At 33.0% G+C, this 15552-nt stretch carries 19 protein-coding genes; 18 read left to right on the forward strand and 1 reads right to left on the reverse strand.

The window, feature by feature from the left end; all coding sequences use genetic code 11:
- The 11 genes from rpsE to rplQ all read left to right on the forward strand — a co-directional run bounded on the left by rpsE (nt 1) and on the right by rplQ (nt 5935).
- The gene (rpsE, locus tag ABD745_RS09030) at nt 1-522 is read left to right on the forward strand and encodes a 30S ribosomal protein S5 (RefSeq protein WP_047401284.1); all 522 of its coding nucleotides are present in this window, start codon (nt 1-3) and stop codon (nt 520-522) included.
- A 10-nt stretch (nt 523-532) separates the two neighbouring features.
- The gene (gene rpmD / locus ABD745_RS09035; protein ID WP_007839493.1) at nt 533-709 is read left to right on the forward strand and encodes a 50S ribosomal protein L30; all 177 of its coding nucleotides are present in this window, start codon (nt 533-535) and stop codon (nt 707-709) included.
- Between the two features lie 19 nt (nt 710-728).
- A complete protein-coding gene (gene rplO / locus ABD745_RS09040; protein WP_047401285.1) occupies nt 729-1178 on the forward strand; it encodes a 50S ribosomal protein L15 in 450 nt (149 codons plus the stop codon).
- 9 nt (nt 1179-1187) lie between these two features.
- Nucleotides 1188-2567, forward strand: coding sequence for a preprotein translocase subunit SecY (secY, locus tag ABD745_RS09045; protein WP_047401286.1), 1380 nt, complete (start codon nt 1188-1190; stop codon nt 2565-2567).
- Between the two features lie 3 nt (nt 2568-2570).
- The gene (infA, locus tag ABD745_RS09050; protein WP_047401287.1) at nt 2571-2786 is read left to right on the forward strand and encodes a translation initiation factor IF-1; all 216 of its coding nucleotides are present in this window, start codon (nt 2571-2573) and stop codon (nt 2784-2786) included.
- Nucleotides 2787-2848: 62 nt separating this feature from the next.
- On the forward strand, nt 2849-2965 hold the full coding sequence (gene rpmJ, locus ABD745_RS09055; RefSeq protein ID WP_007839480.1) for a 50S ribosomal protein L36: 117 nt from the start codon (nt 2849-2851) through the stop codon (nt 2963-2965).
- Nucleotides 2966-2974: 9 nt separating this feature from the next.
- Nucleotides 2975-3352 carry a 30S ribosomal protein S13 gene (gene rpsM, locus ABD745_RS09060; RefSeq protein ID WP_007839478.1) on the forward strand — a complete coding sequence of 126 codons (378 nt, stop codon included), beginning with the start codon at nt 2975-2977 and terminating at the stop codon, nt 3350-3352.
- A gap of 12 nt (nt 3353-3364) precedes the next feature.
- Nucleotides 3365-3754 (forward strand): 30S ribosomal protein S11, encoded by a 390-nt coding sequence (rpsK, locus tag ABD745_RS09065; protein WP_034694697.1) that lies wholly within the window; start codon nt 3365-3367, stop codon nt 3752-3754.
- 19 nt (nt 3755-3773) lie between these two features.
- Nucleotides 3774-4382 carry a 30S ribosomal protein S4 gene (gene rpsD / locus ABD745_RS09070; protein WP_047401288.1) on the forward strand — a complete coding sequence of 203 codons (609 nt, stop codon included), beginning with the start codon at nt 3774-3776 and terminating at the stop codon, nt 4380-4382.
- 32 nt (nt 4383-4414) lie between these two features.
- A complete protein-coding gene (locus ABD745_RS09075) occupies nt 4415-5410 on the forward strand; it encodes a DNA-directed RNA polymerase subunit alpha (RefSeq protein ID WP_047401289.1) in 996 nt (331 codons plus the stop codon).
- 6 nt (nt 5411-5416) lie between these two features.
- Nucleotides 5417-5935, forward strand: coding sequence for a 50S ribosomal protein L17 (gene rplQ, locus ABD745_RS09080; RefSeq protein WP_344828313.1), 519 nt, complete (start codon nt 5417-5419; stop codon nt 5933-5935).
- A 55-nt stretch (nt 5936-5990) separates the two neighbouring features.
- Here the strand turns inward: rplQ and ABD745_RS09085 are convergent, their stop codons facing one another.
- Nucleotides 5991-6416 carry a hypothetical protein gene (locus tag ABD745_RS09085; RefSeq protein WP_344828316.1) on the reverse strand — a complete coding sequence of 142 codons (426 nt, stop codon included), beginning with the start codon at nt 6414-6416 and terminating at the stop codon, nt 5991-5993.
- Nucleotides 6417-6597: 181 nt separating this feature from the next.
- Between ABD745_RS09085 and ABD745_RS09090 the strand changes: the two genes are divergently transcribed.
- The 7 genes from ABD745_RS09090 to ABD745_RS09120 all read left to right on the forward strand — a co-directional run bounded on the left by ABD745_RS09090 (nt 6598) and on the right by ABD745_RS09120 (nt 15544).
- Nucleotides 6598-7230 carry a response regulator gene (locus ABD745_RS09090; RefSeq protein WP_344828319.1) on the forward strand — a complete coding sequence of 211 codons (633 nt, stop codon included), beginning with the start codon at nt 6598-6600 and terminating at the stop codon, nt 7228-7230.
- Between the two features lie 5 nt (nt 7231-7235).
- On the forward strand, nt 7236-8036 hold the full coding sequence (locus ABD745_RS09095) for a hypothetical protein (protein ID WP_344828322.1): 801 nt from the start codon (nt 7236-7238) through the stop codon (nt 8034-8036).
- A gap of 667 nt (nt 8037-8703) precedes the next feature.
- The gene (locus ABD745_RS09100) at nt 8704-9396 is read left to right on the forward strand and encodes a sensor histidine kinase (protein ID WP_344828325.1); all 693 of its coding nucleotides are present in this window, start codon (nt 8704-8706) and stop codon (nt 9394-9396) included.
- 136 nt (nt 9397-9532) lie between these two features.
- Nucleotides 9533-11245 carry a hypothetical protein gene (locus ABD745_RS09105; RefSeq protein ID WP_344828328.1) on the forward strand — a complete coding sequence of 571 codons (1713 nt, stop codon included), beginning with the start codon at nt 9533-9535 and terminating at the stop codon, nt 11243-11245.
- Nucleotides 11246-11379: 134 nt separating this feature from the next.
- Nucleotides 11380-12672 (forward strand): phosphopyruvate hydratase, encoded by a 1293-nt coding sequence (gene eno / locus ABD745_RS09110; protein ID WP_047401297.1) that lies wholly within the window; start codon nt 11380-11382, stop codon nt 12670-12672.
- 89 nt (nt 12673-12761) lie between these two features.
- Entirely contained in the window at nt 12762-14048 is a 1287-nt protein-coding gene (locus ABD745_RS09115) for a citrate synthase (protein ID WP_344828332.1), read from the forward strand.
- A 518-nt stretch (nt 14049-14566) separates the two neighbouring features.
- Entirely contained in the window at nt 14567-15544 is a 978-nt protein-coding gene (locus tag ABD745_RS09120) for a helix-turn-helix domain-containing protein (RefSeq protein WP_344828335.1), read from the forward strand.
- The last annotated feature ends 8 nt before the right edge of the window (nt 15545-15552 follow it).

Below are 15552 nucleotides of genomic sequence, written 5' to 3' on the forward strand. Positions count from 1 at the left end.
ATGTTAGGACTAGATAATATAGAAAGAGTAAAACCGGGAGGATTAGAACTTAAAGATCGTCTCGTAGCTGTTAATAGAGTAACAAAAGTAACTAAAGGAGGTAGAGCTTTCGGATTTTCTGCTATTGTTGTAGTAGGTAACGAAGATGGTGTTATCGGTTACGGTTTAGGAAAATCTAAGGAAGTTGCTTCTGCAATTGCTAAGGCAGTTGAAGACGCTAAGAAAAACCTTGTGAAAGTTCCTGTAATGAACCACACAATTCCTCACCAGACTACTGCTAGATACGGTGGTGCAGATATCTTCTTAAGACCTGCTTCTCACGGTACAGGGCTTATCGCCGGAGGTGCGGTAAGAGCGGTACTTGAATCTGCTGGTATTCACGATATCCTTTCAAAATCTAAAGGATCTTCTAACCCTCACAACGTGGTGAAAGCTACTTTCAAAGCGTTATTGGATATCAGAAGACCAGAAGAAATTGCAAGAATGAGAGGAGTTTCACTAAGTAAAGTGTTTAACGGTTAATATATAAACAATGGCAACAATTAAAGTAAAACAAGTAAGAAGCGCTATTGGTAGAACAAAAACCCAAAAGAGAACGCTTGAAGCATTAGGATTTAAGAAACTTCACCAAGTTGTAGAACACGAAGCTACTCCTTCTATCTTAGGAATGATAGCTGCAGTTAGTCATTTACTTGAAGTTCAAAAATAATTTTTAAAATAATTTTAAAATGAATTTAAACAACATAAAACCAGCTGCAGGATCTACTTTCAATTCAAAAAGAATTGGTAGAGGTCAGGGTACTGGAAAAGGAGGTACTTCTACGAAAGGTCACAAAGGACAGAAAGCCAGAGCTGGTTATTCTCAGAAGATCGGTTTTGAAGGAGGTCAGATGCCTTTACAAAGAAGATTACCTAAATTCGGATTCAAAAACGTAAACAGAAAAGAATTTAGAGCTATTAACCTGGATGATATTCAAATCTTAATTGAAAATAAATCTGTAACAGGAGATATTACAAAAGAAGTTTTGGTGCAGTACGGTTTAGCAACTAAAAACGAATTAGTGAAAATTATGGGTAGAGGAGAATTGAAATCTGCGGTTTCAATCTCTGCTGACAAATTCACTAAATCTGCTGAAGAGCTTATTGCTAAAGCAGGTGGAAAAGCAATTACCTTATAATAATTACTAATGAAAGAATTTATACAAACCCTCAAAAATATTTGGAGCCTAAAAGAATTAAGAGATAAAATTATCTTTACTTTAGGTATTATTCTTGTGTATAGATTCGCATCTTATATCTCTCTACCTGCAATTAACCTTGCACAAGTAGGAGATCTCTTAGAGCATTATAAAAATCAAGGCGGAAACAAGCAAGGAGCAGGTCTTCTTGGCTTGCTTTCGTCATTTACAGGAGGGGCTTTCAGCCATGCTTCTGTGATGGCGTTAGGTATCATGCCTTATATTTCTGCTTCTATTATTGTTCAGTTGATGGGAATGGCTATTCCTTATCTTCAGAAACTTCAGAAAGATGGAGAGTCAGGTAGAAATACATTGAATCAAATTACTAGATGGTTAACAATCGGTGTTTGTCTTGTACAGGCGCCTTCTTATTTAACATCTATTACTCAATTATTTTTACCATATGCTCAGTTCCAGTCTGCATACTATGTAGAGCCAAATTCTATCATGTTCTGGTTACCAAGTATTGTAATCTTGGTAGGTGGTTCAGTATTCGCAATGTGGTTGGGTGAGAAAATCACCGACAAAGGTATCGGAAATGGTATCTCTATCCTTATTATGGTGGGGATTCTTTCAAGATTACCTGAAGCATTCGTACAGGAAATGGCAGTGCAGAACGGAAAAGGAGGAATGGGATCTATCATGATCCTTATTGAAGTAATTTTCTGGATGTTGGTTGTTCTTTTAGCAGTGGTATTATCCGTTGCTGTCAGAAAAATCCCTATTCAGTATGTAAGCAGAGCTCAGGCAAGAGGAGGTGTAAACAGAAATCTTATGCAAGGAGCAAGACAGTGGATTCCATTGAAAGTTAATGCAGCTGGTGTAATGCCGATCATTTTTGCGCAGGCATTGATGTTCGTACCTGGTTTATTAACAAAAGTAGATGAGTCTAATACTTTTCTTGCAGGTTTCAAGAATGTTTTTAGCTGGCAATACAACGTATTGTTTGCACTATTAATTATTATCTTCTCGTTTTTCTATACTGCAATTACAATTCCGGTAAACCAAATGGCTGATGATTTGAAGAGAAATGGAGGTTTAGTACCGAAAGTAAGGCCAGGAAAAGAGACAGCTGATTATTTAGATGATATTTTATCAAAAATTACCTTGCCAGGTGCAATATTTTTATCTATCTTTGCAATCCTTCCGGCAATTGTGCATGGAAGCTTTGTTCAGACAGATGCGTTCGCCCTATTTTTCGGTGGAACGTCGTTATTGATTATGGTGGGAGTAATTTTAGATACTGTTCAACAGATTAATACCTATCTGCTGAACCATCATTATGATGGCTTAATGCAGTCTAAATTATCAAGAACGACTGGATATTAATTTATGGCAAAACAAAAACATATTGAACAAGACGGCGTTATTACGGAAGCACTTTCGAACGCCCAGTTCCGTGTAGAGCTAGAAAATGGGCATATGCTTATCGCTCATATTTCTGGTAAAATGCGAATGCATTATATTAAACTTTTACCTGGTGATAAGGTGAAATTAGAAATGTCTCCCTATGATTTAACAAAAGGGAGAATTACATTTAGATATTAAAACAAACGCCAAATGGAATAAGCATTCCATTTGGCTATTGTTAAAAAATAAATACTATCAAAATGAAAGTAAGAGCATCAATTAAAAAAAGAAGTGCTGATTGCAAAATCGTACGCAGAAAAGGTGTACTATTTGTAATCAACAAGAAAAACCCAAAATTTAAACAAAGACAAGGTTAAAATTAAATTATGGCGAGAATTTCAGGTATTGATTTACCAAAAAACAAAAGAGGAGTTATCGGTTTAACTTATATCTACGGAGTTGGAAGAAGTACTTCTTCTGAAATCCTTAAGGCTGCCGGTATCAGCGAAGACAAGAAAGTCAACGAATGGAATGACGATGAATTGGCTGCAATCAGAACTTATATCTCAGAAAACGTAAAAGTAGAAGGAGAGCTTAGATCTGAAGTGCAATTGAACATTAAGAGATTAATGGACATAGGATGCCAACGAGGAATACGTCACAGACTTGGATTACCTTTAAGAGGCCAGAGAACGAAAAACAACTCTAGAACCCGAAAAGGAAAGAGAAAAACTGTTGCTAACAAGAAAAAAGCTAGTAAATAATCGTTAGGAATTATGGCAAAACAAACTAAAGTAGTTAAAAAAAGAAAAGTAAAAGTTGAAGCTATTGGTGAAGCACATATTCAGGCTTCTTTCAATAACATCATCATTTCTTTAACAAATAAAAACGGAGAGGTTATCTCTTGGGCTTCTGCCGGTAAAATGGGTTTCAGAGGTTCTAAAAAGAATACTCCATTTGCTGCTCAAATGGCAGCTGAAAATTGCTCTGCTGTAGCTCACGAAGCTGGTTTAAGAAGAGTAAAGGTGTTTGTAAAAGGTCCGGGTGCAGGTAGAGAATCTGCAATCAGATCTATTCACAATTCAGGTATTGAAGTAAGTGAAATCGTTGATGTGACTCCTATGCCACACAATGGATGTAGACCACCAAAAAGAAGAAGAGTTTAATTTTTAGAATTTACCCATTATGGCAAGATATATTGGACCTAAAACTAAGATTGCTAGAAAGTTTGGTGCTGCAATCTACGGAGATGATAAAAACTTCGAAAAAAGAAAAAACCAACCGCCAGGACAACACGGTCCTAACAAAAGAAGAGGTGCTAAAAAATCAGAATATGCAGTTCAGTTAGCTGAAAAACAAAAAGCTAAATATACTTACGGTATTTTAGAAAGACAGTTTGCTAACCTATTTGATAAAGCACACAGAAGTAAAGGTGTAACAGGTGAAGTTCTATTGCAACTTTGCGAATCAAGATTGGATAACGTTGTATACAGATTAGGTTTTGCTAAAACTAGATCTGGTGCAAGACAATTGACTTCTCACAGACACATTACTGTGAACGGAGAAATTCTAAACATCCCTTCGTATTTGGTTAAAGCTGGTGATGTAATCGCTGTAAGAGAAAAATCTAAGTCTCTTGAAGTTGTTACAAATGCATTAGCTTCTAAAGCAAATTATGAGTGGTTACAATTCAACGATGAGAAGAAAGAAGGTACTTTCGTTTCTGCTCCTGAGAGAATCCAAATTCCGGAAGACATCAAGGAACAGCTTATTGTCGAACTTTACTCTAAATAATTTTTAATCAAATTTTTGCTCAACCCAATAATATGGCAATTTTACAATTCATAAAACCCGATAAAGTAATATTACTTAACTCTGATGAATTTAGAGGTCAGTTTGAATTCAGACCACTAGAACCAGGTTTCGGGCTTACAATCGGTAATGCTTTGAGAAGAGTGTTGCTTTCTTCTCTGGAAGGATACGCTATTTCATCTATCAAAATAGAAGGTGTAGAGCACGAATTTTCAACTATTCCAGGAGTAATCGAAGATGTTACCGAAATTATTCTTAACCTTAAGCAGGTAAGATTAAAAGCTACGGCAGAAAACCAGGCTAATGAGCAGGTTGTTGCTAAAGTTTCGGGTCAGACGATTATTACTGCTGGTGATTTAGGTAAATCGATGAACGGATTCGAGGTGCTAAACCCGGATTTGGTGATTTGTAACCTAAACAGTGATGTAACTTTCGAAATTACTTTCAACCTAGAAAAAGGTAGAGGATATGTTCCTTCAGAACAAAATAAGTCAAACAATGCACCTGTAGGTACGATTGCTATTGACTCTATTTATACACCAATTAAGAAAGTACAATACAGCATTGAAAATTATCGTGTAGAGCAAAAGACAGACTACGAAAAACTTATATTAGATATTGAGACTGATGGATCTATCAGTCCTCAAAATGCTTTAACAGAAGCTTCTAAGATATTAATTTATCATTTCATGTTATTCTCTGATGAGAGAATCACTCTTGAAACTGAAGCTGTAAAAGCATCTATCCAATATGATGAGGAAACTCTTCATACAAGACAACTACTTAAGTCTAAATTAGCAGATATGGATCTTTCAGTAAGAGCCCTTAACTGTCTGAAAGCAGCTGAAGTAGAAACTCTTGGAGAATTGGTTTCTTACAGTAAGTCTGATTTGATGAAATTCAGAAATTTTGGTAAAAAATCTTTGACAGAACTAGAAGAATTAGTGCATTCAAAAGGTCTTAACTTCGGTTTCGACGTTGCAAAATATAAGTTAGACGCTGATAAATAATTAATAATGAGACACGGTAAAAAATTCAATCACTTAGGAAGAACAGCTTCTCATAGAAGTGCTTTACTTTCTAATATGGCTTGTTCTCTAATTGAGCATAAAAGAATCAACACTACTGTAGCTAAAGCAAAAGCTTTAAGAGTATATGTTGAACCTCTATTAACAAAGGCAAAAGAAGATACTACACACAATAGAAGAATTGTTTTTTCATATCTTCAAAGTAAAGAGGCTGTTACTGAGCTTTTCAGATCAGTAGCTCCTAAAATCGCTGAAAGAAACGGTGGTTATACAAGAATCATCAAAACAGGATTCAGACCAGGTGATGCTGCTGATATGGCTCTTATCGAGCTAGTTGATTTCAACGAACTTTACAATCCTAATGCTGAAGAGAAAAAAGCTACAAGAAGAAGTAGAAGATCTACATCTGCTGCAAAGGTTGCTGTTGAAGCTCCTGTAGTAGAAGAGAAAGTTGAAGAGCCTAAGGCAGAAGCAACTGATTCTACAGAGGAAAAAACTGCAGAATAATATATTCTCAGATATAAAAAAAACCGTTCAGATTTCTGAACGGTTTTTTTATTTTCTAGATTTTTGTCTTTACAAGTTCTATGATATTGTTTCCCTGATCCAAAATCAAACTGTCTTTCTTTACGGTGGCTTTCATATCCATTTTTTCGTAAGTCGTTTCGTTGCCTTTAGATTCTACCTTATTAAGAATAAAAGTTTTATTATTACTTCTGATGGTAAGCGTACTTTCTTTAGGATCGTAGTTGAAAACAACTTTTACCAGATTTCCATCACTGGCTTTATACACATAATCTGTTTTTATCGATTTTTTCCCATTCACATCAGTATTGTAACTTATTGTGGAATCTACTTTTCCGTTATCTGCCAAAATAGTTTCCGTACCATCAGCTTTAATCACGTTTTTGTTTCCACCTTCATTTTTTTTACAACTTATTAATGATAATGCTATACAGGAAGCAGCTATTACAAATCCTTTTTTCATGTTATTTATTTTTAATATATATGAATTAATTATTTTTTCAAACGTAAGAGAAATTTCATTAAATTTAGTAAAAACAAAAACTAAACCAATAGCCACGAACTCAAAACTTTAAAATTACCCAAAGGTGTAATTGTTTCTGCTTTGTTTTCTGTAGATATTTGTCCTAACAAAAATTACAAACATGAGCATTTCCATAGCCATAGTAGAAGATGAAAAAAACTACAACAATGCGTTGAAGAAAGTCATCAATTATCAGGACGATATGAAGGTTGTAGCCCAATTTTTCGATGGAAGTGACGCTTTAGAAAATCTTTCTGATATTTCTCCGGATGTCGTGATGATGGATATTCAGCTGCAGGATATGCTCGGAATTGAAATCATCGAGAAACTGAAAAAAGAAATGCAGAATACACAATTTATCATGTGTACAAGTTTTGAAGATGATGAAAAGGTTTTCAGTTCTTTAAAAGCCGGAGCGATGGGGTATCTTGTAAAAGGGGAAAGTATGGATAAAATTTTAGCATCCATTCGTGATGTATACAACGGCGGCGCACCAATGAGTTTCTCAATTGCCCGAAAAGTTTTAAGTCATTTTGAAAGAAAATTCCCCCAAATAAAGGGGTTCGACGAACTTACCGAACGAGAAAAAGAAGTGTTGGAACTTTTATCTCAAGGCCTATTGTATAAGGAAATAGCTGATAAAAAATTCATCAGCATCGACACAGTAAAAAAACACGTCGGAAATATCTACAGAAAACTTCACGTCAATAACAAAGTGGAGGCTATTAATAAATTTAACCATTTTAAAAACTAAGAATTATGAGAACAACAATTAAATTATTTAGGTTTATTCCTGTAATAATATTTCTATTATTTTTAATAACTTGTAAGAAAGATAATAAAACCGTTAACACTGAAATTGTAAGTCCAACATTTGCAGAAGATAGTATTATAATTAAAAATCTTACTATAACTAATATAAAACATTTGTTATCAGGAATTCCAGATTCTACAGCAGATAATTATTATCAAAAATATCTGGGGGAATTTAAGCCAAGCTTGACAAACAAAGGACAATTTCCTTTTGTTTTTAGAGTACAAGATAAGGTTGTAGATGAAATAAAGGCACTTGTTATCAGTAACAAAGATACATATGTTCATTTTATCTTAACTAGTAATAATAATAAATTAGGATTGCTATTTGAGTCTGGCAAAAGGAAATATTTTGTTACAGATGTATCGAAACTTACAGAAGTTGATAGTTTAAAATTGCCCACAATGGATAGCGATTTCGGGACTGTAGTATATCCAAGGATGAATGAAATTAAATCAAAATTAATAACATCAGACCCAAAAAAAGAAGGGGATAATTCTTATGGTAACACAACTGATATAATGATTCCATATAAGACTTTTGATGAGTATCAAACAAATACTGCTGATTCCGTTTTAACTTTAATTCCAGGGATTGTGACCGAAAATAAAACTAATAGTAATAATAAAAGTAAAAAACATCATTTTACATTAATTTTAGCAATATTTCCTATGGATGCTAATAAGATATTTTTACCACCAACAGTTTATTATGATGACTTCTGTTTGAAACCACCTGGTTGCTAATGTTTTATTTATATATAATAATAGTTTTTCTTTGTCTTGCATATTCATTAATTAATAAATATGCAAGACAAAGATTTTTATATGTTTATTTTCTTATAGTTTTTATTTCAGAACTATTGGTATTTAATCAATTTTTTTCATCCGATTTGTATAAGGTTACGAAAATAATCTATATATTATTTTTTCTAGTTTACTTTAGGAAAGAAGTAGAGAATAAATTATTCTTAAATCCATTATTAATTTTTAGTTTTATTTTAATAATAATGATTCTTATTAAAGGTAGGTTTTATGGATTAGATTTGAGCTTGTTGCAAAGTTTTATTTATTTACTAATTAGTTTAAATTGGTTTGCCAGCCAAATAAGGAATCCAAATGAAATAAAAATATATAAGAAAATGAGCTTTTGGATAAGCATTGGAATTAAACTTTGGGCTGTAACATATTTATTGAGGATAATTCCAGCTAATTATTTTGTGGAAAATGACGAAGAGTTCTTTATTATGACAAATAGTATTTATCAATATTCTACAATAATAAGTTACATAATTTTTTTAAGGGGTCTTTTTTGTAAGGTATGAAACAGATTCCAGAAGATATTAAACTTACATATATTGTTATAACTTTTATAATGATAATATTTATTTGCTTTATAATTTTCGTTGTTTTAATGTACAACAGAAGGCAATTACTCTACCTTAAAGAACAACAACTCAAAGAATCCGAACACCAAAATCAGCTCCTCCAAAAAGAACTCGAAAAACAAAAATCCATAGAACAAGAACGTGAACGAATTTCCCACGATATGCACGATGATCTTGGAGCAGGAATTTCTGCATTAAAACTTCAGGCAGAATTTTTAAAACAAAAAGCTGACGATGGTGAATTAAAAAGTGATATCGACGAGCTTTTAAAAACCTCCGAAGAAATGAATCTTTCCATGAGAGAAATGCTTTGGAGCCTGAATTCTGGAAACGATACATTAGGAAGTTTTATAGATTATTCAAAAATATATGCTCATAATTTTCTCAAGAAAACAAAAATTCAACTTGTTATTGAAGATGAAAACATAAGTTTTGAAACTACAATTACGACAGAACAAAGGAGAAATCTGTTTTTATGCTTAAAAGAAGCTCTGAATAATGCTTACAAACACAGTGAATCCAACCAGCTAAAACTCTCATTTATCCAGAAAGACAAAGAATTCATGATGAAAATCTCCGACAACGGAATCGGAATCGATCACCAAAGGCCAGAAGGAAATGGACTTCGAAACATGAAGCGTAGAATGAAGGAACAAAACGGACATTGCGAAGTTACCACTGAAAACGGAACGCATTTGTTTTTCAGGATCGATTTATAACTAATTTAAAAATTAAATAAGAACAGCATCATTTTATGGTGCTGTTTTTTTTGTTGTGAAATTCACCCGTTTGGGTAATTGACAGGGCTTTTTATTAAGTTGAACTTTGAGTTATGAAACTTAAAAACTAATAGCCATGAAAACTAAAATCTTTATCATTTTATGTGTATTGCATTTAAATTTATTTTACTCTCAGAATATTGCTTCTAACAAATATGATAGTATTATGAATGCAAAGAAATGCTATGAAAGAAAATATCAAATAATTACGTATGATTTTGCTAAAGGAATTTTTGAAAACTCGATGGTAAAGCCATGTTATAAAGTCCCGACAATATTAAGAATAACTAATATCAATCCTTTATTTTATAATATAAAAATCGAAGCAGATGACAAAGTGATTGATTATGTTAATACAGAGCTTACGGAGCAGACAAAACAAAAAATAGAAAAATCAGAATTCATTAAACTCCCAGAAGAGAAAAAATATGCTCTGAATACAGATTTGGCTTCTTTGTTACCGGATTATGCAATAACTGATCAAGCACAAAAAAACAAATACGAAGAAATAAGGGATGAATATGATACACAGAATATGAAATTGAGAGAGCAACAAAAACAATACTCTCAAGAGATTGATAAAAATAAGCTTAATGTATTAGCAAAACAGATAGACAGCGTTAAAAGTATCATTCAAAAAGAAGAAACAAAGCTTCGAGATTTGGAAAAGGAAGATACATCAAATAAAGTATTGATCAATGGAATTAAACTTCGCTTTTCAAATCTCAATAAAAATTATATTGCTTTATTAGATAACGTAAAAGAAATCATAAAACTCAATGGTAATTTTAACAATTATATAGATAAAGTTATTCATCCAAATATGAACTATAATGAATATCAGAAAATCGTTGATGAGACAGAAAAGAAGAAAATTAAAAATAATATTGAAGGTGTCTTTTTGTTAAATGAAAAAAGTGTGAAATATGCTTATGGCGTAAGTAATAATTACAAAACCAACTCTTCTGATTATCTGGACAAACTGAATGATTTTATTACTCATATAAATGAGTCTGAAATTCAAATTCAAAAAATTTCTAATGGAAATTATATTTTAAAACAACTAAATAAAGAAATAGATAGAATGAAATCTCAATTAAAATCATTTGATGATTTGGTTTTAGATATAGATCTTTCCAAAAAATTTAATCATGTTGAAATGATTAACAGACTTATGCAAAATAAAGAAATGTTTGAGTATACATCAGTTCCAATTCAGGGAGTAGAAGATTATGTTGAGTTTAATGTAAATATTGAAAGTAGAAAAAATGTCTCAACGGATTATTATCCAGATAATAAAAAAAGTTTTCGATATTTTGAATATTTAAAAGGAGGTGTTCGTTTGGATTTTAGCGCAGGTGTTGTTTTAAATTTTGGAACTATTGATAAAAATTACAGTATTCAAAATGATATTATAAAACTTAATTCTAAAAATCAATTTATTCCAGATTTAGGTATATTTGTTCATTCTAGTTTTAGGAATTCTTCAACCTGGGCTCCGGGGATAGCTTTAGGTACTTCTTTGGATATCAGTAAGTTTAATATTAATTCTTTTTATTTTGGAGGAAGTTTATTAATTGGGAAAAGAAATAAAGTAATTATAACTGCTGGTCCTGCTTTTAGACTAACTCAAGAATTAAAAGAAAATTTTGAAGAAAATGATCAAGTTGTAGGAATTAAGGATGTAAATGATATTATAACCAAAAATTTTAAAATAGGAGTATTCTTTGCATTGACTTATAATCTTACAAATAAACAAAAAGGACTAATAAAAATACCCCAACAATAATCTTTCAAATTTTCGAGTTATCACATTTTTAATATTAACTAAAATTTAACTCAGAATAAACGTATAAATTAGCTCTTCGGTGCTTTCAAAAGTTAAAAATTGATTAAATTTGTCTAAACTATAAAAAAAGAACAATGAGTTACATTTCTTACATAGAAGCGAGACAAATTTTGGATTCAAGAGGAAATCCTACAGTTGAAGTTGATGTATTCACGGAAAGTGGTGCGATGGGTCGTGCTGCAGTTCCTTCTGGAGCATCTACCGGTGAGCATGAAGCAGTTGAATTACGTGATGGTGGTTCAGAATGGATGGGGAAAGGAGTTTCTAAAGCTGTAGAGAATGTAAGAGAAGTAATTTCGCCTGAATTGGTAGGTCTTCCTGTTTTTGATCAGAATCTTATCGATCAGATTATGATTGATTTAGACGGAACAAGCAACAAAGGAAGCTTAGGAGCTAATGCAATTCTTGGTGTTTCTTTGGCTGCTGCAAAAGCTGCTGCTAATGAATTAAAATTACCTTTATATAAATATGTTGGTGGTGTTAATGCTAATACACTTCCGGTTCCGATGATGAATGTAATCAACGGTGGTTCCCACTCAGATGCACCGATCGCGTTCCAGGAATTTATGGTAATGCCGGTAAAAGCAGATTCTTTCTCTCACGCGTTGAGAAAAGGAACTGAGATTTTCCACAATCTGAAAGCTATTCTTCATTCTAGAGGTCTTTCTACGGCGGTAGGTGACGAAGGTGGTTTTGCGCCAACTTTCAAAGGAACTGAGGACGCTTTGGATACTTTGCTTCAGGCAATCGAAAAAGCAGGTTACAAACCTGGTGACGATGTAATGATCGCATTAGACTGTGCAGCTTCAGAATTCTATAAAGACGGAGTTTATGATTACAGAAAATTCCAGACTCCGGATGCGGCTCAGTTTACAAGCAGCGAGCAGGTTTCTTACTTAGCTGAATTGGCAAATAAATATCCAATCATCTCTATCGAAGACGGTATGCAGGAAAATGACTGGGAAGGCTGGAAAATGTTAACGGATAAAATAGGTGACAGAGTACAGTTAGTAGGAGATGATTTATTCGTAACGAATGTTGAAAGATTATCAAGAGGGGTAAAAGAAGGAATTGCCAACTCAATCCTTGTAAAAGTAAACCAAATTGGTTCTCTTTCTGAAACAATGGCAGCTGTACAAATGGCTCAGCATAATAAGTTTACCACGGTAATGTCTCACAGATCAGGTGAAACTGAAGATTCTACAATTGCTGATTTAGCAGTGGCAATGAACTGCGGACAGATTAAAACCGGTTCAGCTTCAAGGTCAGATAGAATGGCGAAATACAACCAATTATTAAGAATTGAAGAAGCATTGGGTGAAACTGCTGTTTTTCCTGGCTTAGATGCTTTTAAAATCAAAAGATAATTGATCGAATTTATAAATAACGGCAAGCGAAATTTTTAGTTTGCCGTATTTTGTAATAAGTAGTATATTTAAAAAAAATAAATTAAATAATGTCAGACAACAAAGTAATATTGAATTACGCAGGTAATTCGTATGAATATCCTATCGTAGATAGTACTATCGGAGACAGAGGAATCGATATTTCAAAATTAAGAGACCAGACAGGTTTAATCACTTTAGATTTAGGTTACAAAAACACCGGAGCTACCCTTAGCGAAATCACTTACTTAGACGGAGACAAAGGGGAATTATTCTACAGAGGATATCCAATCGAGCAGATTGCAGAGAAATCTAACTTCACAGAAGTAATGTACCTTTTATTGCACGGTAACTTACCAACTCAAGACCAATTCAATACCTTCAACGGTAATATCAAAAAATATAATTTTGTAGCAGAGGAGATGAAAAAAATCATCGATGCTTTCCCTCGCTCTGCTCATCCAATGGGAGTTTTATCTACTTTAACTTCTGCTTTAACTGCCTTCAACCCGAAAGCTGTTAATGTAAACTCTAAAGAAGAAATGGATTTGGCTGCAGAATTGCTTATTGCTAAATTTGCTCACCTTGCGGCATGGACGTACAGAAAAACTTTAGGTCTTCCATTGAACCACGGAGATAACAACTTAAGCTATGTAGAAAACTTCTACAAAATGGCTTTCAGATTGCCAAATGAGGATTTCGAAATCAATCCTGTGGTAACTCAAGCTTTAGATAAATTATTAATTCTTCATGCTGACCACGAACAAAACTGTTCTACATCTACTGTAAGAATGGTAGGTTCTGCTCACACAGGTCTTTTTGCATCTGTTTCTGCAGGTATTTCTGCACTTTGGGGACCACTTCACGGTGGTGCAAACCAGGCAGTTATCGAAATGCTTGAATTAATCGAAAAAGATGGTGGTGATGTTAACAAGTGGGTTGAAAAAGCTAAAGATAAAAATGACAGCTTCCGTTTGATGGGATTCGGACACAGAGTTTACAAAAACTTCGACCCAAGAGCAAAAATCATCAAAAAAGCAGCAGACGATTTATTGGCAGCACTAGGAATTGAAGACAAGGCTCTTGATATTGCAATGCAGCTAGAAAAAGTAGCATTGGAAGATGAATACTTCATCGAAAGAAAGCTATATCCAAACGTAGATTTCTATTCAGGAATCATCTACAGGGCGTTAGGAATTCCTACAGAAATGTTCACCGTAATGTTTGCATTAGGAAGACTTCCGGGATGGATCGCTCAATGGAAAGAAATGAGATTGAAAGGAGACCCGATCGGAAGACCAAGACAGGTTTACCAAGGTGCTCAGCAAAGAGATTATATCGATATGATCAACAGATAATATCTGATAGATATAAAATTAAAATCCCAAGCAAAACTTGGGATTTTTTGTTTTAATTGTTTTAGTCTTAAATTAAAAATATTAACCAATAATTTTCAGACTTGAAATCTTAACATTTTCAATCTCAAAGTTATACTTTAAAACTAATTGGGCTTCCATCAAAAGTTCCTGAAATTTTGGTTGTTACCAAAGCTGTTTTGTTGCTTAATTCATTATTGAAATTAAACTGCTCGTTCATATGTTTAAAGTCTGGGACAAATTTCAGGAGTATGATCTCTGTTCTTGGTGAATGGGAAGACGAAAATGAAGAACACCTTAGAACGGTTATTCTCAGTCGATTAGAAAATATAGCTGAGAAATAATATTTTGTACTTTTATCTAAAATTCCTTCTGAGAATTCCTTAAATTTACCTTTCATAAAATGGTAACAAACAATGAGTTTCGGACAACAGATGTTATTTTTTTTTAGCGCAATAGGAGCTTTTAATGGGCTTCTGCTTGGGATTTACCTATTGTTTGTGAAAAAAATAAAACATATTCCGAATTTCTTTTTAGGATTAATTTTGTTTACATTAAGCATCCGGGTAGGAATTTCTGTATGTATTTATTTTTATCCGGATTGGCCTAGAATTATTCCACATTTGGGTTTATCGGCGCTATTTTTTACTGGTCCGGCTTTGTATTATTATATTCGTTCCTCTTTTTTACAAGAACAGTTTGATCTTAAAAATACCAGAAAATCTTTTGGTATTTTGACATTAATTCTTGGCGCAATCGGACTTTTATATCTAATTTTTCCGATTATCTGGGAAAAATATTTTGCAACATTTATTTATGGGATCTGGACGATTTTCATTTTTCTATCTGTTTATGAATATTATATTTTCTCAAAAAAAGAGGGTAGGAAATCAACTCAATTTATCCTGCCTATTTTAGTAAGCAATGTCATCATCTTTTTGGCTTATCAGTTGATTTCTACAGGTTGGACGCAGGTGTATTGTGCAGGTGGAAGTCTTGTGTTTTCATTTGTTTTATATATTAATTTTATGATCTTGGCTAATAAAAAATATAAGTCAACGGTAATAAAAGAAGAGAATAAATATTCCAATAAAAAAATATCAGATCAACAAGCAGACAGTTTTGTTTCCAAATTGGAAAAATTGATGAATACGGAAGAATTATATAAAAACCCGAATTTAAAATTAAGCGATCTTGCTTTGAAAATGAATATTTCAGCCCATCAGCTTTCACAGTTGTTAAATGATAATTTGGGTAAAAGCTTTTCAACCTACATCAATGAATACAGAATCAATGAAGCCTGTGAAAAAATTGAAAACGGATCTTATCTGAAAATTGAGGAGATCGGATATGAAGTAGGATTCAATTCTAAATCTACATTTTTTTCTACTTTCAAGAAAATCATGAGTACAACACCGCTATTGTATAAACAGTCTCAAATGCCTTCTGAGACAGAATTCCAGAGTTCAAATTTATAATTCTGTAC

Source organism: Chryseobacterium ginsenosidimutans (assembly GCF_039536845.1).
GTDB classification, from domain to species: Bacteria; Bacteroidota; Bacteroidia; order Flavobacteriales; family Weeksellaceae; genus Chryseobacterium; species Chryseobacterium ginsenosidimutans_B.

What these genes read in the sequence shown, in the direction of transcription:
- rpsE (WP_047401284.1), top strand. Translation starts at nt 1, where the DNA reads ATGTTAGGACTAGATAATATAGAAAGAGTAAAACCGGGAGGATTAGAA.
- rpmD (WP_007839493.1), top strand. Translation starts at nt 533, where the DNA reads ATGGCAACAATTAAAGTAAAACAAGTAAGAAGCGCTATTGGTAGAACA.
- rplO (WP_047401285.1), top strand. Translation starts at nt 729, where the DNA reads ATGAATTTAAACAACATAAAACCAGCTGCAGGATCTACTTTCAATTCA.
- secY (WP_047401286.1), top strand. Translation starts at nt 1,188, where the DNA reads ATGAAAGAATTTATACAAACCCTCAAAAATATTTGGAGCCTAAAAGAA.
- infA (WP_047401287.1), top strand. Translation starts at nt 2,571, where the DNA reads ATGGCAAAACAAAAACATATTGAACAAGACGGCGTTATTACGGAAGCA.
- rpmJ (WP_007839480.1), top strand. Translation starts at nt 2,849, where the DNA reads ATGAAAGTAAGAGCATCAATTAAAAAAAGAAGTGCTGATTGCAAAATC.
- rpsM (WP_007839478.1), top strand. Translation starts at nt 2,975, where the DNA reads ATGGCGAGAATTTCAGGTATTGATTTACCAAAAAACAAAAGAGGAGTT.
- rpsK (WP_034694697.1), top strand. Translation starts at nt 3,365, where the DNA reads ATGGCAAAACAAACTAAAGTAGTTAAAAAAAGAAAAGTAAAAGTTGAA.
- rpsD (WP_047401288.1), top strand. Translation starts at nt 3,774, where the DNA reads ATGGCAAGATATATTGGACCTAAAACTAAGATTGCTAGAAAGTTTGGT.
- ABD745_RS09075 (WP_047401289.1), top strand. Translation starts at nt 4,415, where the DNA reads ATGGCAATTTTACAATTCATAAAACCCGATAAAGTAATATTACTTAAC.
- rplQ (WP_344828313.1), top strand. Translation starts at nt 5,417, where the DNA reads ATGAGACACGGTAAAAAATTCAATCACTTAGGAAGAACAGCTTCTCAT.
- ABD745_RS09085 (WP_344828316.1), bottom strand. Translation starts at nt 6,416, where the DNA reads ATGAAAAAAGGATTTGTAATAGCTGCTTCCTGTATAGCATTATCATTA.
- ABD745_RS09090 (WP_344828319.1), top strand. Translation starts at nt 6,598, where the DNA reads ATGAGCATTTCCATAGCCATAGTAGAAGATGAAAAAAACTACAACAAT.
- ABD745_RS09095 (WP_344828322.1), top strand. Translation starts at nt 7,236, where the DNA reads ATGAGAACAACAATTAAATTATTTAGGTTTATTCCTGTAATAATATTT.
- ABD745_RS09100 (WP_344828325.1), top strand. Translation starts at nt 8,704, where the DNA reads ATGTACAACAGAAGGCAATTACTCTACCTTAAAGAACAACAACTCAAA.
- ABD745_RS09105 (WP_344828328.1), top strand. Translation starts at nt 9,533, where the DNA reads ATGAAAACTAAAATCTTTATCATTTTATGTGTATTGCATTTAAATTTA.
- eno (WP_047401297.1), top strand. Translation starts at nt 11,380, where the DNA reads ATGAGTTACATTTCTTACATAGAAGCGAGACAAATTTTGGATTCAAGA.
- ABD745_RS09115 (WP_344828332.1), top strand. Translation starts at nt 12,762, where the DNA reads ATGTCAGACAACAAAGTAATATTGAATTACGCAGGTAATTCGTATGAA.